Consider the following 22,653-nt stretch of genomic DNA (forward strand, 5'->3'; position numbering starts at 1 on the left):
CTCAGCCGGCGAAGGACCGGGCAGCCTTCAGGAACGCGTCGTTCTCCTCGGGCTCGCCGATCGTGACGCGCGCGCCGTCACCGACGAACGCCCGCACGACCACCTTGTGCGCCAGGCAGTGCTCGTTGAACGCCGCGGTCCGCTCGCCCAGCGGCAGCCACACGAAGTTCGCCTGCGACTCGGGCACCTCGAACCCGGCGGCCAGCAGCTCGCCGCGCACCCTGGCCCGCTCGGCCACGATCGCCCGGCACCGCGCCATCAGCTCGGCCTCGGCGTCCAGCGACGCCAGCGCCGCGACCTGGGCCAGGGCGTTCACGCTGAACGGCACGTAGACCTTGCGCAGCGTCTCGGCCACCGCGGGCGACGCCACCGCGTACCCGACGCGCAGCCCGGCCAGCCCGTACGCCTTGGAGAACGTGCGCAGCACCGCCACGTTGTCCCGGCCCGCGGCCCACTGCGCCTTGGCCAGCTCCACGCCGTCGGGCACGTCGGGGTCGTCGACGAACTCCTTGTACGCCTCGTCGACCACCACCAGCACGTCGGACGGCACCCGCTCGATGAACCGCTCGATCTCCGCCCTGCGCAACGCCGTCCCGGTCGGGTTGTTGGGGTTGCACACGAACACCAGGCGGGTCGCCGGGGTGATCGCGTCGGCCATCGCGTCGAGGTCGAGCCCGTGGCCCGGCGTCAGCGGCACCCGGGTCTGCCGCGCGCCGACGACCGCGGTGATGATCGGGTACGCCTCGAACGAGCGCCACGGGAACAGCGCCTCGTCGGCCTCGGTGCACGTCGCCTGCACCAGTTGCTGGCACAACGTCACCGAGCCGCAGCCGACGGCCACCTGCTCCGCGGGCACGCCGAGCTTGTCCGCCAGGCGCGCCACGAGCTCGGTCGCGGCGGTGTCCGGGTAGCGGTTCACGGCGGTGGCGGCGTCCGCGATCGCCCGCACCACGCTGGGCAGCGGTCCGGCCGAGACCTCGTTGCTGGCCAGCTTGATCGCGCCGGGGATCGTCTTGCCGGGCACGTATCCGGGCAGCGCAACGAGGTCGGCACGGGTTCGCACGGTCATCCAAGGACTCCCTTCGGGGTTCTGAGCCGGACGTTATCCGGTGAAAGACCCGGATGGGGCATACCTGCCGTACGGATGCTCACGTTGACTGCCGTTCACCCCCTCGTGGAAGGGTTGGGCCATGACTCCTACCCGCACCGAGACGCTCTCCCTCACCGACGGCCGCGAGCTGCGGCTGACCGTCGCCGAGCCGGAGAACGCCGTCCGCGGCGGCCTGGTCGTGCTGCACGAGGCGCGCGGCGTGACCGACACCGTCCGCGGGTTGGTGAGCGGACTCGCCGCCGAGGGGTGGTTGGCGGTCGCGCCCCACCTCTACGACGAGGTGTCCGGCGACGAGGCGCCGGCGATGGTGAGCGGGTTGTCCGGCGACGCCGTGCTGGCCGACACCGACGTCGCGTTCGTCTGGTTGGCCCAGCGGGGCGTCAGCCAGGACCGCATGGGCGTGATGGGCTTCGACCTGGGCGGATCGGTCGCGATGGTGGTTGCGGGAAGCCGAACCGTCGGCGCGGCGGTGACCGTCGGCGGTGGCGGGATCCTGGAACCGCTGGCCGCGGGGCTGCCGTCGCTGGTGGAGGTCGCGGAGGAGCTGACCTGCCCGTGGCTCGGCCTGTACGGCGATGACGACGACGAGATCCCGTTCAGCGACGTGGAGAAGTTGCGCGACGCGGCGGCGGCCGCGCCGGTGGCGACCGACGTGGTCCGGTTCGCCCACACCAGCCACCGGTTCGACACCACGCCGGAGGTCAGCGCCGAGGCGTGGCAGCGCGCGTTGAACTGGTTCGACTCACATCTTCGCTAAGCCTCTGGTCGGCGGCTTGGAACCGAACGGGCTTCCCGGTACATCTAAGGAAGGCGTCCGGAACGCCTGATTTCGGTCGTCGTGGGCTAACGCGCGGCGGGCCCGCGGCGAATCGCAGTGCAGGGGGTAGTGATGAGCGACGGGAACACGGTCCCACTCGCGGGTGCACAGACGGTGCAGATCCCGCCCGGCTTCACGCCGTCCGCGGCGGTCCAGCCCGCGGTCGTGGCGGACGCGCCGGTGGCCGTCGTGCCACCGGTTCCCACGTCGGCCGCTCCACCGGTGTCCGCTCCACCGACTTCCGCGCCACCGACCGCCGCTCCGCCGACCGCCGCGCCGGCCACCGACGCCACCGTGACCCTGCCCGCCGCGGCCTCGGCCCCGGCCGAGTCCGACGCGGTCAAACCCGTGGCGGAGAGCTTCGCGAAGGCCGCGCAGACCGACCTGGACAAGGCCACCACCGCGCTGGACGCGGTGGACAAGGGGTCCGTCCAGCTCGACCTGGACAAGCAGGGCGTCGACGACCTGCTCAAGCTGGTCACGCAGGCGCGCAACCTGGTCGACACCGTGCACGGCCGCGCGGTCGACAACCTCGACGTCGAGCTCAAGTTCGGCAACAACTGGGTGAGCGACGCGATCAGCAGGCGGCTGCGCGAGGTCGCCGTGGGCAACGAGGAGTCGGCGGTCAACGTGATCGGGGACTTCATGCAGGTGCTCTTCGAGGTCGAGGAGACCATCCGCGAAGCGGCGCGGAACCTGGAACGGGCCGACGACGAAGCGGCGGACGCGTTCGGTTCCGCCGGGGAGGCCAAGGGCTGATGGGCGACAACAAGCACGGCAGCGGTCAGGGCCACGGCCAGGGCGGCGGTCACAACGGCGGCGGCCACGGCGGCAACCACGGTGGCGGCCAGGGGCACGGCGGTGGTCACGGCCACGGCCACGACAAGCCCACCGACCTCGGCCAGAAGGTCGACTGGATGACCTACAGCCACCAGGAGCTGTGGGAGATGATCAACACCGGCGTCGACCTGAAGGCCGCGAGCAGCGCCCAGGCCGACTGGGCGGCCGTGAGCAAGGCCCTCGGCGAGGTGCAGGGGTTCCTGGCCAAGGCGATCGGCCAGTCCAGCCAGGCGTGGACGGGCGAGTCGGCCGAACGCGCCCGCGAGGCGCTGGAGTCGGTGGAGAAGTGGGCGCTGAACACCAGCGAGCACGCCGACAACGTGGCCAAGTGCATCGCCACCGAGATCGACCACGTGCAGACGGCGCGCGAGATGATGCCGCCGCCCGCGCCCGCGCCGCCGGTCGTCACCCCGGTCGCCAGCGTGTCCTCGACCCCGACCGCCACCCCGACCCCGATCGCCACGCCGCGGTCGCCGCTGGTCGACAACCGGCTGACGGAGGACGCCGGCTTCCGGTCGCCGACCCTCTCGTCGCACGACGGGCTGACCGCGGGCTCGACCTCGCCCGTCCGCACGCCCGGCGCGTTCACCGGCATCGACACCATCGCCGGGCCCGCGATCGACTCGGTCGTCACCGCGGACGCGACGCACCGCCAGGCCGCCGAGGTCATGGCGATGTTCCAGCAGAACTCCTACGAGGTCGACCGCACCGTGCCGTCGTTCAGCCCGCCGACCAACCCGGTCGCGCCGCCTCCTCCGCCGCCGGTGGTCGTCACGCCGAACCCGACCGTCCCCGACGGTGGCGGCACCGGCGGTGGCGGCGGCAGCCAGCCGGTGGTGGGCACCCCCGGCGGCGCGTCGAACCAGCGTCCCGGCGGCACGTCGCCCCAGTTCGGCCGCGGCGGCTTCGCCGGTGGCCGCGGCGGCTACGGCGGTCGCGGCGCCATGCCCACGCCCGTCGGCATGGGCGGTGGTGGCGGCGGTCCGGTGGCCGGTCCCGGCGGCGCGACGGGCGCGATCGCCGCCGACCGCGGTTCCGCCAACCCCGGCAGCGTGACCAGCCAGTTCCAGGCGCCCAAGTCGGTGACGCCGCAGTCCGGCATGATCGGCGCCGCGCCGATGGCCGCGCCGCCGCCCGTCGCCGGCGGCGGTGAGAAGGACCGCAACCGGCCCGGGTACCTGGAGGACGACGACAACGTCTTCGGCGTCGACCGCAAGGCCGCACCACCGGTGATCGGCCTGTGACCGAGCGCGTCTTCCGGCTCAGCGAACTGGAGTTCTTCCTGCTCTGGCAGGCGGTCCACCGCGACGCCCACCCGGTCCCGCTCGGCGTCCGGCACTTCGGGCACACCCAGCGGGAGCGGGACGCGTTGATCGAGAGCGCGTCCCGCGACCTGGCCGCCCGCGGTCTCGGCACCGTGCGGCGGCCGGACGAGGAGCTGTACGGGCTGCTGCGCGGCCTGGCCGAGTTCGAGATCGGCCTGGAGGTGTTCTTCACCGTGCGCGGCGCGCAGGCGCGCGGCCTGGCCACCGCGGCGTGGCACGGCGCGTTCGCGGGCAGGCTCGGCAACCAGGTGCAGGTGGCCGGGTTCCGGCCGACCGCGCTGGCCGCCACCACGGTCAACACGCTGCCCGCCGCGCCACCCGGCAGCGGCCGGTCGGTGAACGTGCGCTGGGACGACTACCTGGCCGCGGGCCGGGCGGGCGAGCACGACGGCAGCGAGGGGTTCCTCGACGCGCTGCGCGCCGTCGGCCTGCGCGAACCGGAGGCCAACACCCTGATGCGCGCCGTGACCACGCGCAGCGGCGGCGGCCAGGTCGGCGTGATCGCCCGCAACCGGGCCGGCTACCTGCACCCGACCGGCGCGGTCGTGTCGTGGCTGGACACCGCCGAGGGCCGGTACCTCGTGCGGCGGGACGACGGGTGGCTGGTCGTCGCGCCGGCGGACGCGCCGAGGCTGATCTCCGCGGTCGAGGGACTGGTGGCGAGCGCCGGCCGGAACTGATCCGGTGTGTGGGTGCCTGCTGTGGTTCCGGGCCGTCCGATCGGCTAGGAACTTCAGGTATGACCGAGATGCGTGCCGGCGCCGCCGCCGGCGAGGCGGAAGTCCTGTGGCGCCCCGACCCCGATCGGGTCGGCGACACCAGGATGGCCGCGTTCCGCTCCTGGCTCGCCTCGACCAAGGGCCTGGACCTCCCCGACTACGAGTCGCTGTGGGAGTGGTCCACCTCCGACCTGGAGGGGTTCTGGGGCGCGATCGCGGAGTTCTTCGAGGTGGTGTTCCACAGCCCGCCCACGCGCGTGCTGGAGGCGCCCGTGATGCCCGGGGCGGTCTGGTTCCCCGGTGCCACGCTCAACTACGCGGAGCACGCCCTGAAGGGCCCGGACGGCGACCTGGCGGTCGTGTTCCACCGCGAGGACGGGCTGTCGTCGCAACTCACGTACGGCGAGCTGCGCCGCCGGGTGGCCGCCGTGCGCGCCGGGTTCGTGGAGCTGGGCGTGCGGCCCGGCGACCGCGTGGTGGCGCTCGTGCCGAACTCGCCGGAGGCGCTGATCGCGTTCCTGGCGGCGGCGTCGCTCGGCGCGACCTGGTCGTCGTGCTCGCCGGACTTCGGCGCGCGGGCGATCACCGACCGGTTCGCCCAGATCTCGCCGACCGTGCTCGTGGCCGTCGACGGGTACCGGTACAACGGGCGGGCGTTCGACGTGCGGCCGACCGTGGAGCGGCTCAGGTCGGAGATCGGGTCGCTGCGCGCCACCGTGATGATCGACTACGTGGGCGGCACCCCGTTGCCCGGCGCGGTGACCTGGGACTCCCTGCTGTCCGCGCACGCCGACGCCGAGTTGGCCTTCGAGCCGGTGCCGTTCGACCACCCGCTGTGGGTGCTGTACTCGTCGGGCACCACGGGCCTGCCGAAGGGCATCGTCCAGGGCCACGGCGGGATCGTGGTCGAGCACCTGAAGATGTTGGCGCTGCACAGCGACCTCGGCCGGGGCGACCGGTTCTTCTGGTTCACCACCACCGGCTGGATGATGTGGAACTTCCTCGTCTCCGGCCTGCTGGTCGGGTCGACGGTCGTGCTGTTCGACGGCAGTCCCGCGCACCCCGACCTCGACGTCCTCTGGCACCTGGCCGAGCAGCACCGCGTCACGTACTTCGGCACGTCGGCGCCGTACATCCAGTCGTGCCTGAAGGAGGGCGTGCGCCCGGCGGAGCGCTACGACCTGACCGGGCTGCGCGTCGTCGGCTCCACCGGCGCGCCGCTGACCCCCGAGGGCTTCCGCTGGATCGCGTCGGCCGTGAGCCCGGACGTGCAGATCGCCTCGGTCTCCGGCGGCACCGACCTGTGCACCGCCTTCGTCGCCGCCGCACCCGACCGGCCCGTGTGGCTCGGCGAGCTCTCGTGCCGCGCCCTGGGCGCCGCCGTGGAGTCCTTCTCGGAGGCCGGCGAGCCCGTCGTCGACGAGGTCGGCGAACTGGTGATCACCAAGCCGATGCCGTCCATGCCGGTGTGGTTCTGGGGCGACGAGGACGGCACGAAGCTGCGTGAGGCGTACTTCGACACCTTCGAGGGCGTCTGGCGGCACGGCGACTGGATCAGGATCACCCCGCGCGGCTCGGCCGTCATCTACGGCCGCAGCGACTCCACCCTGAACCGCGGCGGCGTCCGCATGGGCACCAGCGAGTTCTACCGGGTGGTCGAAGGCATGCCGGGCGTCGCGGACTCGCTCGTGATCGACACCTCGGGCGCCGGCCAGACCGACGGCGAACTGCTGTGCTTCCTCGTCCTGGACGAGGGGGTCCACCTCGCCGACCTGGAGCCCCGCCTCCGCTCGGAGCTGCGCACCAACCTGTCCCCGCGCCACGTCCCGAACCGCTTCGTCGCCGTGGCCGAGATCCCGAGGACCCTCAACGGCAAGAAGTGCGAGGTCCCGGTGAAGAAGATCCTGGCCGGCACCCCACCCGAGCGGGCCGTCAGCCGGGACGCCCTGCGCAACCCGGCCTCACTGGACCCATTCCTCGCCCTGGCCCGAGACCTACCTCACGTCCCCACCGCCTGAGGCCGCTCCAGCGCCCCCCTCCACCCCCTCTGACCAGGTCGGATGCGGTAAAGAGGGGGGCGTTTTGCTAGAGCGGCGGGGGCATGTGTAATCTATGCGTCGTAGCCGAGGGCTCCGGGAGGCTTCGCCTAGTCTGGTCTATGGCGCCGCACTGCTAATGCGGTTTGGGTTTATCGCCCATCCCGGGTTCAAATCCCGGAGCCTCCGCAACACCCGGCTTCGGCCGGGTGACAACTGAAGAACGATGCGCTCGTAGCTCAACGGATAGAGCATCTGACTACGGATCAGAAGGTTGCAGGTTCGAATCCTGCCGAGCGCGCAAGTGCAGGTCAGGGCCTCGTTCCGGGTAACGGAACAGGGCCCTGATTTGTTGTGCACTGCTGCTCGGGCATTGAGCTCGTCGAGCGCCTCAATGCCCGGGTGGAGATCCTCGTCACTCACGTCGAGTCAGGTCCAGTACGTGAGGCGGGCACACAAGTTGCCTCAGCTTCGGTGCATGGTCCAGTGCTTCGCGATCCAGTCCTGTTGGCGATCGGTGAGTTCCACGTGCAGCTTCTCGCCTTGGAGCCGGTGGTACTCGGGGTAGTCGCGGATGGTCTCGGAGACGTCGATGGTGTGGGCTCGCGGGTCCACGGCGAGGTGGCCGAGGTCGAAGAGGCGGTGGACGTCGCGTCGGAGGAGGAGTCCGCCCTGGTCGTGGTGTCGCCCGTCGGCGGCGAAGCTGTTCAGGTGGGCGGCTTCGAGGGCGGAGTGCGGGGTGCGGCCGGTGAACGCGCAGGTGTCGTCGTACTTCTCCAGGAGCAGGCGGCGGAACGTTCCCTGTCCTCGCCGGACGCGCACGACCGCCGTGGTGTGGCCGCCCTTCAACGTGGTGGTCAACGCGGCCTCCACCGGCGACAGGGACGGCCGGCCGGGCGCCGCCCGCACGGCCTCCTCGAACCTCGCGTAGTCGAGTTGGCGGATGCTGAGCTGCGATTTCGGCAGCGTGCACAGCCCGCGCAACCGGTCACCGGTCAGCTCCCCGGTGAGATCCACCCAGGCGACGTCGTGGTGCGACCGGTAGGTGGTGACGACTTTCCGGGTGGTGACCACCTCCGACTCCTCGAACGTGCCGGTGCACTTGAAGCAGCGGTACGGCGGGTTCTCCGTCTTGCGCAGCTTGATGCCGGCCTTGCCGCAGTGCGGACAGCGGTGGAGGGCCTTCTCCTCCTCACCGACGACGATCTTCTCGATCACCGACGCACCCAGCAGGACTTTCTTGTCCCACAGCACGATCACGTCACCGGCCTGCGGTAGCTGGTGGTTCGGGACCGAGCTGTCCCAGCTGTAGTGGGCCGCCGGCGCGTCGTCGTAACCGTCGTTGCTCCGGCGCGGCCGGTCGTCCCCGACCGCGAGCATCAGCCACGCGCCCCGTTGTGCGTCCGTCCGCATGATCCCCCCACCACGATCCAACCGTTCCCGCGAAGGTCATCGCCACGCACTCGTGTTGCGTTAGGCCAGGTAAGTGGTCGCGCCATCGTGCTCGCGGGCCGGCGAGGCGATCGTTACCGTTGACGTGTGGACGGCGGATGCCTGATCTGCGCGAAGCACCGGGGTGACGGGCCCCTCGTCGGGCCGGTGGTGTGGCAGGACGACTTGGTCGTGGTGTCCCACCGCCCGGTCGCCGCGGACGGCGTGGGCGTGCCCGGGTACCTGTTCGTCGAGACCCGCAGGCACGTGCCGTGGCTCGACGGGTTGGAGCCGGACGAGGTGGGCGCGGTGGCGCGAGCGGTGTGGTCGGCGGCTCGGGCGCTGCGTGCCGAGCTCGCGCCCGACTTCGTGTTCTCCGCCGTGGTCGGTCGGGCCGTGGCGCACTTCCACCAGCACGTCTTCGTCCGCCACGCGGGCACGCCCGAGGACGTCGGCTGGACTGACGAGTGGTCGGGCGCGCCGCGCGTGGCGGCGGACGGCCTTCTCGACCTCTGCGCCCGGCTGCGATCGCACTTCGCCTGACCGATGTCAAAGATGCTTGACATCACGTCAAGCAGGGCCGACACTCCTGATGTCAAGTTTCCTTTACATCGGAGGGTGGGCGATGTCGTACGAGGAGAAGGGGATCTTGGTGTACCTGGTGGTCAGCGCGCTGACCTACCTCGGGTACGTCGTGGTCGTCCTGGGCCGCGCCGGTGACGGGCCGGTGGCCGAGGTGCCGTACGTGGCACCCATGTTGTGGGCCGTCGGGATCGCCGTGGGGCTGGCGGTGGTCGGCCGGGTGGTGCTGGAGATGGCCAAGCCGAGCGAGAGCCACCGGGCCGACGCCCGCGACCGCGACATCAACCGGTTCGGCGAGCACACCGCCGGGGTCGTGCTCGGGGTCGGCATGGTGCTGCCCTTCGCGTTGACGTTGGCCGGGGCGCCGCACTTCTGGATCGCCAACGCGATCTTCCTGGTGTTCAACGCGTGGGCCGTGTTCGGCGCCGCGGTCAAGCTCGTCGCGTACCGCCGGGGGTTCTGAGTGGGCAAGCCGACCAGGATCACCAACTCGATCCGCGCCCTCCGCTTCGCGCACGGCGAGATGACGCAGGCCGAGCTGGCCCGCCGACTCGACGTCACGCGCCAGACCGTCATCGCCATCGAGCAGGGCCGCTACTCGCCCTCGCTGGAGATGGCCTTCCAGATCGCCCGGGTCTTCAGGGTCCCGCTCGGCGACGTGTTCCAGTACCCGGAGGACGACTCATGAGAGCGATCACCCAGGACGCGTACGGCGTCCCCGAAGAAGTGCTGCGGCTCGACGACATCGCCAAACCGGAGGTCGGTGACGGCGAGGTGCTGGTCCGCGTGCGGGCCGCCGCGGTCTCCGGCTCCGACTGGCACCTCCTGCGCGGCCTGCCCTACGCGGCACGGCCGGTGGTCGGGGTGCGGCGACCGCGCAACCGCGTGCCCGGCCTGGAGCTGGCCGGCACGGTCGAAGCGGTCGGCCGGGGCGTGACCGGCACGAAGATCGGTGACGAGGTGTTCGGGTGGTGCTCCGGCGCGTTCGGCGAGTACGCCGCCGTGCCCGAGGGCCAGGTGACGGCCAAGCCCGCCAACCTCACGCCGGAGCAGGCGGGCGCCGTGCCGATCGCCGGGTTCACCGCGTTGCAGGCGGTCCGGGACGCGGGACGCGTCGGCGCCGGACAGAAGGTGCTGGTGCTGGGCGCTTCGGGCTGCGTCGGCGTGTACGCCGTGCAGCTCGCCAAGCACTACGGCGCCGAGGTGACCGCCGTGTGCAGCGCGGCGAAAGCGGACCTGGTCAAAGGGCTCGGCGCGGACCACGTGCTCGACTACGCCGCCGGGCCGTTGACCGCGAGCGGCTTCGACGTGGTGATCGACCTCTACGGCAACCCGTCGCCGCGGACCCTGAAACGGCTGCTGAAGCCCGGTGGGACGGTCGCGCTCGTCGGCGGCACGGGCGGTCGGTGGTTCATGGGCGTCGACCGGTGGCTGCGCGTGCCGCTCGCGGGGCTGTTCCTCGGGTTCAAGGCCCGTCCGCTGGTGCACAAGGACCGCCTCGACGACCTGGTGCTGCTCCGCGAGCTCGTCGAAGCCGGCGCCGTCACGCCCGCGCTGGACCGCACGTACCCGTTGGCGGAGGCCGCCGCCGCGATCGAGGACGTGCGGCGTGGCCGGGTGCGCGGCCACGCCGTCATCACGCCCTAGTCACCACCGCGAGGGCGCGGGTGGCGGCACGACCTGCGGGCGGTCGTCGCACGTGATCGTGTTCGGCAGCAGCCAGGGCGCGAGCCAGCCGTCGTTGCCGCCGAGGTCGGTCAGCGCGAACTCCGAGCCGGTGGCCGGGAAGTTGAACGAACCGCAGTTGTTCACCGGCACCGCGCCGACGTTGCGGGCGTCCACGTTCGCGAACGTCGCCGAACCGGCCGCCCGCGCGCTGACCACCGAAGTGCCCGTGCCGTCGACGCGGACGTCCTCGAAGTGCACGCCGGTGATCGAGTGGAGGTCCTTCACCGACCACTCGCTCACGAACATGATCGCGTTGTAGGTGTTGTCCAGGAAGTGGTTGCCCACCACGCGCACGTCCGCGTCGATGTCCCGCTCCAACGCGTAGAACCAGATCGCGCCGAGCCCGATGTTCCAGTTCAGCTCGTGCGTGCCGGCCCGGACGGTGGTGTTGTCGGTGATCAGGACCTGCCCGGCGAACGGCTGCGCGCCGAACCGCGACCCGAGCTGGATGCCGCTGCCCTCCCGCACCGGGTCGGCGATCAGGTTGCCCACCACGGCGTTGTCCGCGCCGCCGTACAGCGCGATGCCGTTGGCCAGCACGGGCGACTGCACGGTGTTGCGCTCGAACCGGTTGCGCGCGTCCTGCCGGTGCTCCGACCACATGGCCAGGCCGTCGTCACCGGTGTTGCGGATGAAGTTGTTGCGCACCACCGAGTCCGTGACACCGGTGTGGAAGTTCAGCGCGTCCGCGACCTGGTCGACCACGATGTTGTCGGTGACCGAGACGTTCGACATCGGACCGTCGAACCACAGGCCGACCTTGGTGTGGTGGAGGTACAGGCCGTGGACGGTGGAGTCGCTCAGCGCGCCGCCGATGCCGTTGACCTGGTCGGTGTCGACGCGCTCGCGCACGTCGCCCTCGATGGCGAACCCGCGCAGGTGCACGTTGCGGCTGCCGCCCGCCGCGGCCGGCTTGCCGTAGAAGCCGACTCCCGTGTGGACGGAGCCGTCCGGCGCTGGGGTCGGCAGGGCGACTTCACGGCCCTTGATCACGGTGTGCCAGTTGCCCGCGCCTTCGATGGTCACGTCGTCGACGACGATGTGCCGGTTGACCTGGAACGTGCCCGGCGGGAGGTGGACCGGCAGCCGGTGGCGCTTGGCGAAGGCGATGGCGCGGTCGAAGGCGTCGGCCGAGTCACGCCTGCCGGTCGGGTCCGCGCCGAACAGCAGCACGTTCGCCGCGACCGGGTTGACGCGCGGCGGTGCGACCAGCTCGGTGTCCAGCAGGTCGATCACGGTCCACGCGGCGTTCGTGCCGATGGGCGCGGTGAGGCGGACGCGGTCGCCGGCGCGGTGCGTCCGGCCGAGCTTGAGGCGCTGCTCGTCGTAGAAGTGGCTGGGGCGGAACGGCTTCCGGATGACGGGGGCGGGCGTGGTCTGGGACGGCACGCACGCGCACTCGGCGATCCACCAGTCCGGGTGCAGCAGGTCGGCGTCCGGGTCGTTGGTGAACGGGTACTGGTTGTAGAGCCACGCGTACTGCGAGGTGAGCGTCATCGTCTTGCGGTGCTTGCCGTTCACCGTCACGTCCAGCGGCGCGGTGATGCCGCCGCCGGTCGGCGCGTCCGGGATGCTGTAGCGGACGGTGATCGCGTTGGCGGCTTCCGGCAACGTGAACTCGACGTGCTCGCCGGGCGCGAGCCGGACCGCCCGCCGACCGGACGCCTCGGACGGCAACGTGTACGCCGTCCGGTCGGGCCCGATCACCGTGCCGGTCGTGGTGGCGTTCTCCGCTTCCTGCTCGACGAACGCGACGTCCGCGCCCCGCCCCGCGACGAGCTCGGGGTCGAGGGCGGCCCGGGTGACGACGGGCGCGGGCGCGGCGCCGGCGGCGACGGGCACCGCGAGCCCCGCCGCCACCACCGCCACGACCAAGCCGAACCTGGCAGACATCCGCGGCATCGAGCACTCGTTTCTCTCGCGTCGGCAGGGCGACGTGACCCTAGGCGGGTTGTGCGCTGCATCACAAGAGGTTGTTGAGTAATTGCGTTATTTCGTCAGCCAGTTGCGTGGACTTGCGTCGGCTTACCGGGAACCGCCCAGCTCCGCCAACACCCCGTCGGTGAACGCGGGCCACGCCGCCGCGGCCCACTCGCCGAACGGCCGGTCGGTCAGCGCCACGCACGCGACCCCGGCGTCCGGGTCGACCCACAGGAACGTGCCGCTCTGCCCGAAGTGCCCGAACGTCCGCGGCGAGCTGGCGCTGCCGGTCCAGTGCGGCGACTTCCCGGCGCGGATCTCGAACCCGAGGCCCCAGTCGTTCTCCTTCTGCGACCCGAAGCCCGGCAGCACACCGCGCAGCCCCGGGAACGCCACCGTCGTCGCCTCCGCCACCTGCTCGGCCGACACCAGCTTCGGGGCCTGCACCTCCGCCGCGAACCGGACCAGGTCCGACACCGTGGACGTGCCGCCCGCGCCCGCCGAGCCGTCCAGCGCGGACGACGCCATGCCGAGCGGCTCGAACACCGCCTCCGCCAGGTACCGCGCGAACGGGATCCCGGTCGCCTCTGCCACGAAGTCCGCGAGCACCTGGAATCCCGTGTTGGAGTAGATCCGCCTGGTCCCCGGCGCGGCCTGGACGTCGGCCGAGTCGAAGGCCAACCCGGACGTGTGCGCGATCAGGTGCCGCACCGTCGACCCCTCGGGCCCGGCCGGCTGGTCCCACTCGACCGCGCCCTCCTCCACCGCCACCAGCACCGCGTACGACGTCAGCAGCTTGGTCACCGACGCCAACGGGAACCGGCGGTCGACCGGCCCGTGCGTGCCGAGCACCTCGCCGCGCACGTCGACCACGGCCGTCGCCGCGGTGTCCACCGGCCACGACGACACCGCCTGCAAGCTCTCCATGCCGCAGACTCTGCCACGTGTCACCACGAGAGCTGGTCGTGCTCGGGACCGCGAGCCAGGTGCCGACCCGCACCCGCAACCACAACGGCTACCTGCTGCGCTGGGACGCCGAGGGCTTCCTGTTCGACCCGGGCGACGGCACGCAGCGGCAGATGACGCGGGCGGGCGTCGCGGCCACCGACGTGACCAGGCTCTTCATCACCCACTTCCACGGCGACCACTGCCTCGGCGTGCCGGGCGTGGTGCAGCGCATGTCGCTCGACCGGGTGGCGCACACCGTGCACGCGCACTTCCCCGCGGAGGGTGCGGAGTACTTCGAACGGCTTCGGCACGCCAGTTCGTTCCACGACGTGGCGGACGTCCGCGCGCGGCCGGTCACCGGGCCGGGCGTGCTCGCCGAGGGACCGTTCGGCCGGCTGGAAGCCCGGCGGCTCGACCACACGCTGCCCGCGTACGGCTACCGCCTGGTCGAGGCGGACGGCCGCACGATGATCCCCGAACGGCTGGCCGCCCGCGGCATCCGGGGCCGCGCGATCCGCGACCTCCGGCCGCCGCTGCTGGACGAGGTGAGCGTGCCGCGCCGGGGCCAGCGGTTCGCCTTCGTGATGGACACCCGGCTGTGCGACGGGGTGTTCGAGCTCGCCGACGGCGCCGACATGCTGGTCATCGAGTCGACGTTCCTGCACGTGGACGAGGCGCTGGCGGTCGAGTACGGCCACCTGACCGCCCGCCAGGCGGCGCTGGTCGCGGCCGAGTGCGGCGTGCGCAAGCTCGTCCTCACGCACTTCTCGCAGCGCTACACCGATCCCCGGCTGTTCCACGACGAGGCGGCGGAGGTCTTCGACGGCGACATCGTGGTGGCCGCCGACCTGGAACGGGTGCCACTGCCCCGCCGCCGCGCGTGACCCCCGGGTCTCGCACGCCCGGGTTGCCCGAGCGGCACGGTTGCCGCCCGCCGAGCAATCCGACCGCCCGCTTCGACCGCCTCGCCGTTGACCACCCGGCCGTTGGCCCGCCTCGCTGTTGCCCACGGTGCGGTCGACCGCCCGCTGCCGACCACCGAGGTTGTCGCCTACCGTGCTCGCGACCTCCGGAATTGTTGGACCCCGTCGGTAGAATCACTGCAAGGGTTCCCCTTGGCGGGGACGCTTGCGAAGCCCTTCGGTCCGGCCCGGGAGGGTCTCGGCCGCCCACTGGTCGCGGACCACGGTGTCGAGGTCGGAGCAGGTCGGCGACCAGCCCAACGCGCGCAGCCCGGTCGTGTCCGCGCGCAGCACGGGCGCCTCGCCGGGGTGCGCGGGCCGCCGCACGACCGGCACCTCCCGACCGCTCACCCGCCGCACCGACGCCAGCACGTCGGCCACGCTCGCCGGTGTCGCGCCCACGTTGAGCGCCACGTACCCGTCCCCGCCGCGCTCCACCGCCGTCACGAACGCCCGCGCCACGTCCCGCACGTGCACGAAGTCCCGCACCGCGGACCCGTCGCCGAACACCTCCATCGACGGCAGCCGCCCGGCCGCCACCCCGCACGCCTTGGTGATCAAGCGCGTGTCGTCCACGTCCCCCTCCCCGGCGACGTTGAACAGCCGCAGCGCCACCCCGCTCACCCGACCCGCCGCGGCGGCCCACGCCAGCACGTCCTCGGCGGCGGCCTTGGAAGCCGCATAAGGACTGCCCGGCGCACGCGGGCACGACTCGCCGATCGTCGCGACGCCGGCCGACCCGTACACGCCGGCCGTGGACGCCAGCACGAACCGGGGCGGCGGCGAGCGCAGCAGGTTCACCGTGCCGCCCACGTTCACGTCGTAGTACCGCACGGGATCGTCGAACGACTCGCGCACCCGACCGAGCCCCGCCAGGTGCACGACCGCGTCCACCGGCCCGTCGAACGACCCGACCCGGACATCACCCGAAAAGGGGATGGGTGTGTGGCCCGCGGCGGACAGCTCCGCCGACACCACCCGTCCGACGTACCCGGTCGACCCGGTGACCCCAACGCGCATGGCGACATCCCAGCACGTCCAGCGCGTCGTCCACCTCTTCGAACTCGGTGCAAATTCACCCTAAAGGTGGGGACAGGTGGGGCCGATACAACCCAAGTGAGTTACCCGCATCCAGCCATGCGCACGAGCATCGAGGGCGTTCTCGCCGAGCACGCCGTGCAGGAGGCCAAGCGCCAGCGGTTCCTGGAGACCGCCGCCGCGATCGTGGCCGCCGCACCTCCGTCGGTGGACGACACGCTGCTGGGCCTGCTGCTCCCGTTCCCCAAGGCCCGGGGTCCGCGTGCCTTCCTGAACCGGGTTGACCAGGTACTTCGCGACGCCGCTCGATGATCTCGCGCAACCGCCCCTGATCCCATCGGCAAGTTTCATCGCCCGTTGCCGGACCGTGCTGGGCCGATCCCGTCGCCTGCCTCTACAGTGCGTGGCACCGGCGCTCGCCGGCTGTCTCGTCTGCTTCTCATAAAGCGAGTTCTCGGCGATGGATGACGTCCTTTCCGCGCTTCAAGCGCGCCTCGGCACCCTGTTCGGCGACCGGTTGGTCGTGCTCGCGGGCGGCACTCGGTTGAGTAGTCGCGTCGGCGAGCTCCACCAGCTCGGCGCCCGCCATACGCTCGTGCTGTCGACGGACGACCACGCGCCGCTGCACGACTCGGACGTGGCCCGCTGGGTGCCGCTCGGCATCGCGGGCGGCTTCGTCGCGGTCGAGCAGAACCGGCTCACCAAGCTCCTGAACTCGCCCGGCCGCAAGGTCCGCGCGGTGCTGGAGGACTTCGACCCGCGCGGCGAGGCGCTGGTGATCAGCACGCCGTACGCGCACACGCCGGAGTTCGCGGGCCGTCCCGTGCTCAACGCCCGCCGCCCCGAGTGGGTGGAGCTGGAGAACAAGACGACGATCGACGGCCTGTGGGACGAGCTGTCCGCGCCCCGCGCGCCCGCCGTCGTGCTCGGCCTCGACTTCGACGGCCTGTGGGCGGCGACCCAGCGCCTGGACCGCGGCGCGGGCGTCGTCTGGTCCGGCGACGGCCCGGCGATCAACGGCGGCGCGAACTTCGTCCGCCGCGTCCGCGACCGGCAGGAGGCGCGCGACGCGTTCGACGTGCTCGCGGCCAAGTGCGAGTTCGTCCGGGTCATGCCGTTCCTGGAGGGCATCCCGGTGAGCGTGCACGGGATCGTGTTCCCGGACGGCACCGCCGTGCTGCGGCCGATCGAGATGGTCGTGCCGCGCCGCGCGGGCCAGGCCCGGTTCCTGTACGCGGGCTGCGCGTCCTACTACGACCCGCCCGCGTGGATCCGCGAGGAGATGCGCAACCTGGCCCGCCGGGTCGGCGAGCGGCTGCGCGAGACGGTCGACTACCGCGGCACGTTCACCCTCGACGGCATCGCCACCGCGGACGGCTTCCTGCCCACCGAGATCAACACCCGCTACGGCGGCGCGATGGTGTGCTTCGAGGACGCCCTGCCGCAGCTGCCGCTGTCGCTGGTGCAGGTCGCGCTGGTGGCCGGGCACGACCTCGGCGTGTCGTCGATCGAGTTCGAGGAGCTGCTGGTCTCCGCCGCGGACGACTACCGGCACGGCTCGGTCGGCGCGAACGTCCGCGCGGTTCACCCGACCGAGGTGGTGGAACGCTCGATCGTGTTCACCGAGTGGTCGTGCCGGTTCGCGCACCCCGAGGAGGTGCCGCACGGCGTGCTGCGCCTGCGCCCGTCGCCGCTCGGCGCGCGGCTGGAGCTGGACTTCTACGCCGACCAGCTGCCGCCGGCCCGTCCGGTGGTGGCGCTGACCGTGGCCGCGTTCGCCCTGGCCGACCAGGAGTGGGGCACGGGTCTCGGCCCGCTGGAGCCGGCGGTGCCGGTCGCCGACGTCCAGGCCGAGGCCGCCGCGGTCGTGGAGCCGACCGCCGTCACGGCGTGATCGTCCGGTCTTCCTCGCCGTCGTCCGGACGGTGCTCGCCGTGGGGCGCGTGCTCGTACGCGGCGAGGAAGGCGTACCGGTAGCCCATCAGCTGCAAGGTCACGTGCGGCGGCTGGTTGGCCGGGTAGGCCTTGTCCCGGTAGGCGCGCAGCAGGTCCTGGTTGCACTGCGCGGTGGCGCGCAGCAGCGTCGGCGTGATCGGCGTGTCGCTCACGAGGTGCAGCGCGACCCGGGCCGCCAGCGCGAGCAGCCGCGGCGAGCGGTCGGCGGAGGACAGGGCCTCGGCCACGGCCACCACGTGCCGCGGCACGGCCTCGGGCACCGCGATCGCCAGCGCCATGGAGCAGGCCACCTCCGCGCCCGCCAGCGCCTCGAACACCTTCGGCGCGCCCTTGGCCACCTCGTACCGGGTCTGCGTGATCCAGTCCGGCGGCCGGCGCGGCAGCTCGCGCCCGAGCGCGTTCCAGCGGCGGCGGGTGCGCTTGCCGTCGTCGGTGAAACCCGCGCCCGCCAACGCCATCGCGGCCAGCAGGAAAATCACCCGATCGCGGCTGTCCGCGGGCACCCGGTAGCTCGCGCCCATCTCGACCAGGAAGGGCACGGCCCACACGCTCGCCTCGGACACCGTGTCGTCGACGAGCAGCCGGTCGACCAGCGCCTGGCAGGCGACCTCGCGGGTCACGCGCTCGCCGTGCACCACGCGGCGCATCAGGTCGTCCACGCCCGCCCCGTGGGCCAGCACCGACCAGGGCATGTCCTCCAGTCCACGCAACGGATCCGGCCGTTGCCACGCAGGTGGGAGCTCCATGGCGCGCAACGTACGCGATCGTGGGGATCGGTACCGGTGGGATCACTCGCCTGTGGGCGGTGCCCCCACCGTACGATCACGCGGTGCGCGGACCCACCTTCAAAGTCGTCGACCTGTTCTCCGGCGCCGGTGGCATGAGCCTCGGCTTCCAAGCGCACCGCGACTTCACCATCGTCGGCGCGGCCGACGCGCAGATCGGCAAGCCGTCGTCCCGGCTGGGCTCGTTGCGCTGCAACGGGATCTACCGGGACAACATCGGCGTCGACCCGCTGCAGGTCGACCTGGGCCGGCTCGACCCGGCCGTGCTGCGGCAGGTGTGGAACCTCGCGCGCGGCGAGCTGGACGTGCTGGTGGCGTGCCCGCCGTGCTCGGGCTTCACCCGGATCGCGCCGGCCAACCACCTGCGCGACGACCCGCGCAACTCGCTGGTGGGCCGGGTCGCGGCGTACGTGGCCGAGTTCCGGCCGCGGGTGCTGGTGCTGGAGAACGCGCGCGAGCTGGTGAAGGGCAAGCAGCGGCACCACCTGGACGGGCTGGTCGAGCAGCTGCTGGAGCTCGGGTACGAAGTGGACGCGAGCACGCACATGCTGTCGCGCTTCGGACTGCCGCAGCTGCGCGAGCGGGCGATGGTGGTGGCGGTGGACTCGGGCGTGCCGCTGCGGACGCTGGAGGACCTGTGGCAGGGCTGGGAGGTCCGGCCCGGCGCGGTGACCGTGCGGCGGGCGATCGGCAAGCTGCCGCCGGTGGAGGCGGGCGAGGCGCACCCCGAGGACGCGATGCACGTGTCGCCGTCGTTCCGCCGCGACCGGTCGCTGGACCGGATGCGGGCCATCCCGGCCGACGGCGGGTCGTGGGGCGACCTGGTCGGCTCGCCCGCGGAGCAGCTGCTGAACCCGGCCCAGCGCAAGATCATCGAAGAGGGCAAGTGGGGCTCGCACCCGGACGTCTACGGCCGGCTGTGGTGGGACGAGCCGGCGCGCACGATCAAGCGGGAGTGCGGGCACGTCGGCAACGGGCGGTACGCGCACCCCGAGCAGCACCGGCTGTGCACGGTGCGGGAGATGGCGCTGCTCCAGGGCTTCCCGCGCCGGTTCCGGTTCGACGTGTCGGTGATCGGCAACGCCTACCGGCACCTGGGCGACGCCGTGCCGCCGCTGATCTCCTACCAGCTGGCGTCGCTGGTGAAGTGGATGCTGAGCGGGCAGCCGCCGACGGCCCGCGACCTGTGCCTGCCGGGCACGTCGTTGCGGGTCGGCGACATCCGCCCGGTCACGCCGTCCGCCCTGGTCGCCTAGATCACCGTTTGGCAACGGTGTGGCGTCGAAACCGGGTCGGCACCTATTACGTGCAATCCACTGTGGACCGTCTGATCTGCGGGAACGCGCGACTTCGGTGGTCCGCGCCCGTTTCGCGCTCCGTCGAAACAGACCCCCGGTGATCGGTCGCCGACGGTCCGTCGACTATTCTCGATCATCCATTGTGGATGGACGACGCCGGTCTTGGCTGCTGGTAGGCGGTTTCACGGTCGGTGTCAACCCATCCTCGATCGGGCAAACACGATCGGCTACTGTTCGGTTGATTCCTGTCGTCTCGGTGTCGGAGCGCTCTGCCAAGTAGCTCCCCGGACGGCACGGACCGCCGCCTTGAACCACACCAACGGGCTACCCTCGCGAGCCTCAAGGAGACAAATGGCATCCCGGTCGACTGTGAAGCGCTTCGGCGCTGCGATCCTCGGCGCCGGCCTCGTGCTGATGTCGGCCCTCCCCGCGGCCGCCGACAAGCCGAAGGTCGAGCCCTACGACGGCGCGAACGAGTCGGGCATGGGCATCTACCTGGAGCGTGACGGCCAGGAGCTCGACAACGACAAGGACAAGCCGGGCATCCAGGCGTTCAACGCGAGCCTCATCGGCCTCCGCCTCCAGGAGGGCAACGACTCGCAGACCGCCAAGGCGTACTGCGTCGAGCTCCCGACCCCGCTGCAGGACGGCAAGCCGCTGGTCGAGGTGCCGTGGGGCGAGCACCCCAACCCGGACACCAAGTTCAAGGAGAACGCCGCCAAGGTCAACTGGGTGCTGCAGAACAGCTACCCGGCGCTGGACGTGGAAGACGCCTACGAGCTGTACGGGCTGGACCCGAAGAACAAGCGCAGCATCCTGATCGCCGCGACCCAGGCGGCCGTGTGGCACTTCAGCGACGGCGTGGACCTGCGTGAGGACGACTCCACCACGGAGAACGAGGACGTCCGCGGCGGCACCGTGGACGGGCTCGTCTACAAGGTCTACGAGTACCTCACCACCAAGGCCGAGGACCTGGCCGAGCCCAAGCCGACCCTGTCCATCGAGCCGGGCGAGCTGACCGGCAAGGCGGGCGAGAAGATCGGCCCGTTCGTCGTCTCCACGACGGCGACCGAGGCCGTGCTGACCGCGGAGCTGCCCGAGGGCGTCACCGTCGTCGACGCGAACGGCAACCCGCTGCCCATCGCCGACCCGGACGCCATCGGCGTCGCGGCCGCGTCGAACGTCGCCGAGGTGTGGGTGAAGGTCGACGCGGGCGTCGAGCCCGGCGAGGTCGAGTTCACCGTCACGGCCAGCGCCAAGCTGCGCAGCGGCCGGCTGTTCGTCTCGAGCGACCGCAACCAGAAGACGCAGTCGCTGATCATCGCCAAGTCCGAGGTCTTCCCGGTCAAGGCGAAGGCGAAGGCGAAGTGGGTCGAGGGCACCGTCGTGACCACGACGACCGAGGCGACCACCACCACGGCGCCGACGACCACCACCACGACCGAGGCGCCGGTCACCAGCACCACGGTCCCGGCCGGTGGCGGCAGTGACGACGACCTGGCCAACACCGGTGCGTCCATCTTCGTGCCGCTGCTGATCGGCATCGGCCTGCTGGGCGCGGGCGCCGGGGCGCTGCTGTTCCTGCGTCGCAAGCGCACTGCCTGATCCTGATACGTCCGGAACGGCCCTCTGGGACTCCCAGGGGGCCGTTCCGGCGTCCGGGGGCGGTTGCCGCTGGGGGCGTGGCGTCGATTCAGGTAGCCTGCGTCAGGAGTGCGAAGGAGCACGATGAACTTCGACGAGCAGGTCACATCGGCGGCCGAGCAGGCCAAGGACGTCCTTCCGGGTGGAGAGTGAACTCGTTCAACACGGCTGAGCGGGCGACCCCGTCCGGGGAGAGCACCCGTTCCGCAGCCGCGCAGATGGTCACCTGGCAGGGCTACGACGTGCCCAGGCTGGAGCAGGTGCGGTTCCTGCTCTCGGAGCGCAAGCTCCGCGCCTCGGGCAGGTTGGTGACCGCCGGTCCGGCCGAGCAGTTCAGCGGGTCGTTCGAGGTGTCGGTCGGTGAGACCGGCGCGGTGAAGAGGCTGCTGCTGCGGACGGCGACGGTGTCGGAGGAGCGGCAGATCTCGGTGAGCCGCTCGCCGGAGGGCGTCTGGCTGGTCGACTCCGGCCAGGGCGCGGAGCGGGCCGACTTCGACGGCGCGGTGGACGTGGACGTGCAGTTCGCCGTCCTGTTCAACGCCATCCCGATCCGCCGCCTCAACCTCCAGTTGGAGGAGGGCGAGCACGAGATCCCGGTCGTCTACGTGACCCTGCCCGACCTGTCGGTCCAACTGGTCCGCCAGCGCTACCGCACGGTCTCGATCGGCGAGGACCGGGCGGTCGTCTCCTTCACCCACGGCGAGTTCGAACAGGACATCACCGTCGACCGGACCGGCCTCGTCGTCGACTACCCCCGCATCGCCTACCGGATCTGAGCGAGGCCGGGGCACCGCCCCAGCCGGGCGTTCGGTCATCAGATCGGGCGAGCAACCGTTTGCGTGCCGTGCGAGCGCGCAACGATTGTTGGGTGCACACCCACGTCTTCGTCGACGAGTCCCGTCGATCCAGCTACCTGCTCGTGGCCGCGTTCGTGGAAACGCGTGAGCTCCCGGGGGTCCGGACGCTGATGCGCCGGCTCCGCGTGGCCGGCGAGCGCAGGCTGCACTTCAAGAGCGAGAGCGACACCGTCCGCAAGGACGTCATCGGGCGGCTGGTCGACGCCGGTTTCCGCAGCCGCATCTACCTGGGGCGCGGGCCGTCGGAGGCCGTCCGGCAGAAGTGCCTGGCGAGGTTGGTGGTCGACCTGCTCGAAGAACGGGTCAAGTGGTTGGTGCTCGACTCGCGCGGTCCGGCGCAGGACAGCGTCGACCGTCGCGTCATCTTCCAGGCGCTGTGCGACTGCGGCGCACCGGTTGACTCGTTCTTCTACGAGCACCTGAGCTCGCACGGCGACCCGGCCTTGTGGGTGCCCGATGCGATCGCCTGGTGCCACGGTGCCGGGGGTGAGTGGCGCAAGCGCGTCGCGCCGCTCGTGGAAGAAGTGATCGACATCGGCGTCGTCACCCGGCGGCAGCAGTTGCGGTGAAAAGCGCGAAGCCCTGGCTCCCGCCGTCCGACGGGCCTACCAGGGCTCACTTCCTCGGCCTAGCGGCCTCGGCTGTGGCCAAGCTTA

22 protein-coding genes and 2 tRNA genes are annotated in these 22,653 nt (G+C 71.7%); 18 read left to right on the forward strand and 6 right to left on the reverse strand.

The annotated features are described in order from the left end of the window. Position 1: 1 nt before the first annotated feature. On the reverse strand, positions 2-1,069 hold the full coding sequence (gene hisC, locus ACZ7GX_RS30400) for a histidinol-phosphate transaminase (protein WP_498781606.1): 1,068 nt from the start codon (positions 1,067-1,069) through the stop codon (positions 2-4). 121 nt (positions 1,070-1,190) lie between these two features. Here hisC and ACZ7GX_RS30405 point away from each other — a divergent pair, with 121 nt between their 5' ends. From ACZ7GX_RS30405 to ACZ7GX_RS30435, 7 genes are all read left to right on the forward strand, one after another. Next, on the forward strand, positions 1,191-1,868 hold the full coding sequence (locus tag ACZ7GX_RS30405) for a dienelactone hydrolase family protein (protein ID WP_498781607.1): 678 nt from the start codon (positions 1,191-1,193) through the stop codon (positions 1,866-1,868). Positions 1,869-2,000: 132 nt separating this feature from the next. After that, positions 2,001-2,687: a hypothetical protein gene (locus ACZ7GX_RS30410; protein WP_498781608.1), complete on the forward strand. Its 687-nt coding sequence runs from the start codon at positions 2,001-2,003 to the stop codon at positions 2,685-2,687. Next, positions 2,687-4,012, forward strand: a complete 1,326-nt coding sequence (locus ACZ7GX_RS30415; protein ID WP_498781609.1) for a PPE domain-containing protein — start codon at positions 2,687-2,689, stop codon at positions 4,010-4,012. The genes ACZ7GX_RS30410 and ACZ7GX_RS30415 overlap by 1 nt, the downstream gene beginning before the upstream one ends. Next, a complete protein-coding gene (locus tag ACZ7GX_RS30420; protein WP_498781610.1) occupies positions 4,009-4,773 on the forward strand; it encodes an ESX secretion-associated protein EspG in 765 nt (254 codons plus the stop codon). Before ACZ7GX_RS30415 ends, ACZ7GX_RS30420 begins: the two co-directional genes overlap by 4 nt. Positions 4,774-4,832: 59 nt before the next feature. Then, positions 4,833-6,830 carry an acetoacetate--CoA ligase gene (locus tag ACZ7GX_RS30425; protein WP_498781611.1) on the forward strand — a complete coding sequence of 666 codons (1,998 nt, stop codon included), beginning with the start codon at positions 4,833-4,835 and terminating at the stop codon, positions 6,828-6,830. Between the two features lie 117 nt (positions 6,831-6,947). Beyond that, a tRNA-Ser gene (locus ACZ7GX_RS30430) sits at positions 6,948-7,037 on the forward strand. A gap of 39 nt (positions 7,038-7,076) precedes the next feature. Continuing rightward, positions 7,077-7,149: transfer RNA gene (locus tag ACZ7GX_RS30435), tRNA-Arg, on the forward strand. 164 nt (positions 7,150-7,313) lie between these two features. Here the strand turns inward: ACZ7GX_RS30435 and ACZ7GX_RS30440 are convergent. Further along, positions 7,314-8,261 (reverse strand): HNH endonuclease, encoded by a 948-nt coding sequence (locus tag ACZ7GX_RS30440; RefSeq protein ID WP_498781613.1) that lies wholly within the window; start codon positions 8,259-8,261, stop codon positions 7,314-7,316. A 126-nt stretch (positions 8,262-8,387) separates the two neighbouring features. Between ACZ7GX_RS30440 and ACZ7GX_RS30445 the strand changes: the two genes are divergently transcribed. From ACZ7GX_RS30445 to ACZ7GX_RS30460, 4 genes are all read left to right on the forward strand, one after another. Beyond that, positions 8,388-8,822: an HIT family protein gene (locus ACZ7GX_RS30445; protein ID WP_498781614.1), complete on the forward strand. Its 435-nt coding sequence runs from the start codon at positions 8,388-8,390 to the stop codon at positions 8,820-8,822. An 82-nt stretch (positions 8,823-8,904) separates the two neighbouring features. Beyond that, positions 8,905-9,324 (forward strand): hypothetical protein, encoded by a 420-nt coding sequence (locus tag ACZ7GX_RS30450; protein WP_498781616.1) that lies wholly within the window; start codon positions 8,905-8,907, stop codon positions 9,322-9,324. Continuing rightward, positions 9,325-9,549 carry a helix-turn-helix transcriptional regulator gene (locus tag ACZ7GX_RS30455; protein WP_387484386.1) on the forward strand — a complete coding sequence of 75 codons (225 nt, stop codon included), beginning with the start codon at positions 9,325-9,327 and terminating at the stop codon, positions 9,547-9,549. Further along, complete coding sequence (locus ACZ7GX_RS30460) at positions 9,546-10,508, forward strand: NAD(P)-dependent alcohol dehydrogenase (protein ID WP_498781618.1); 963 nt, start codon at positions 9,546-9,548, stop codon at positions 10,506-10,508. The genes ACZ7GX_RS30455 and ACZ7GX_RS30460 overlap by 4 nt, the downstream gene beginning before the upstream one ends. Here ACZ7GX_RS30460 and ACZ7GX_RS30465 read toward each other — a convergent pair whose 3' ends face one another. Continuing rightward, positions 10,509-12,491, reverse strand: a complete 1,983-nt coding sequence (locus ACZ7GX_RS30465; RefSeq protein ID WP_498781619.1) for a glycosyl hydrolase family 28-related protein — start codon at positions 12,489-12,491, stop codon at positions 10,509-10,511. A 123-nt stretch (positions 12,492-12,614) separates the two neighbouring features. Further along, positions 12,615-13,436, reverse strand: a complete 822-nt coding sequence (locus tag ACZ7GX_RS30470; protein WP_498781621.1) for a serine hydrolase domain-containing protein — start codon at positions 13,434-13,436, stop codon at positions 12,615-12,617. Between the two features lie 17 nt (positions 13,437-13,453). On the opposite strand from ACZ7GX_RS30470, the gene ACZ7GX_RS30475 reads away from it, so the two are divergent. Next, complete coding sequence (locus ACZ7GX_RS30475) at positions 13,454-14,341, forward strand: ribonuclease Z (RefSeq protein WP_498781623.1); 888 nt, start codon at positions 13,454-13,456, stop codon at positions 14,339-14,341. Between the two features lie 213 nt (positions 14,342-14,554). On the opposite strand, the gene ACZ7GX_RS30480 is transcribed toward ACZ7GX_RS30475, so the two are convergent. After that, a complete protein-coding gene (locus ACZ7GX_RS30480; RefSeq protein WP_498781625.1) occupies positions 14,555-15,439 on the reverse strand; it encodes an NAD-dependent epimerase/dehydratase family protein in 885 nt (294 codons plus the stop codon). Between the two features lie 117 nt (positions 15,440-15,556). Here ACZ7GX_RS30480 and ACZ7GX_RS30485 point away from each other — a divergent pair, with 117 nt between their 5' ends. Next, on the forward strand, positions 15,557-15,769 hold the full coding sequence (locus ACZ7GX_RS30485) for a hypothetical protein (protein ID WP_498781626.1): 213 nt from the start codon (positions 15,557-15,559) through the stop codon (positions 15,767-15,769). A gap of 148 nt (positions 15,770-15,917) precedes the next feature. Further along, positions 15,918-17,351 (forward strand): hypothetical protein, encoded by a 1,434-nt coding sequence (locus ACZ7GX_RS30490; RefSeq protein ID WP_498781627.1) that lies wholly within the window; start codon positions 15,918-15,920, stop codon positions 17,349-17,351. On the opposite strand, the gene ACZ7GX_RS30495 is transcribed toward ACZ7GX_RS30490, so the two are convergent. Then, entirely contained in the window at positions 17,341-18,159 is an 819-nt protein-coding gene (locus tag ACZ7GX_RS30495) for a hypothetical protein (RefSeq protein ID WP_498781628.1), read from the reverse strand. The genes ACZ7GX_RS30490 and ACZ7GX_RS30495 overlap by 11 nt on opposite strands. Before the next feature lie 83 nt (positions 18,160-18,242). Between ACZ7GX_RS30495 and ACZ7GX_RS30500 the strand changes: the two genes are divergently transcribed. The 4 genes from ACZ7GX_RS30500 (at position 18,243) to ACZ7GX_RS30515 (ending at position 22,566) form a co-directional block, all read left to right on the forward strand. Further along, a complete protein-coding gene (locus ACZ7GX_RS30500; protein ID WP_498781629.1) occupies positions 18,243-19,454 on the forward strand; it encodes a DNA cytosine methyltransferase in 1,212 nt (403 codons plus the stop codon). A gap of 393 nt (positions 19,455-19,847) precedes the next feature. Then, on the forward strand, positions 19,848-21,101 hold the full coding sequence (locus ACZ7GX_RS30505; RefSeq protein WP_498781631.1) for a thioester domain-containing protein: 1,254 nt from the start codon (positions 19,848-19,850) through the stop codon (positions 21,099-21,101). 188 nt (positions 21,102-21,289) lie between these two features. After that, a complete protein-coding gene (locus tag ACZ7GX_RS30510) occupies positions 21,290-21,916 on the forward strand; it encodes a putative glycolipid-binding domain-containing protein (RefSeq protein WP_498781633.1) in 627 nt (208 codons plus the stop codon). Between the two features lie 92 nt (positions 21,917-22,008). After that, entirely contained in the window at positions 22,009-22,566 is a 558-nt protein-coding gene (locus tag ACZ7GX_RS30515; protein WP_498781635.1) for a hypothetical protein, read from the forward strand. Positions 22,567-22,653 lie beyond the last annotated feature (87 nt).

This window comes from Actinosynnema sp. NPDC037264 (assembly GCF_055603705.1).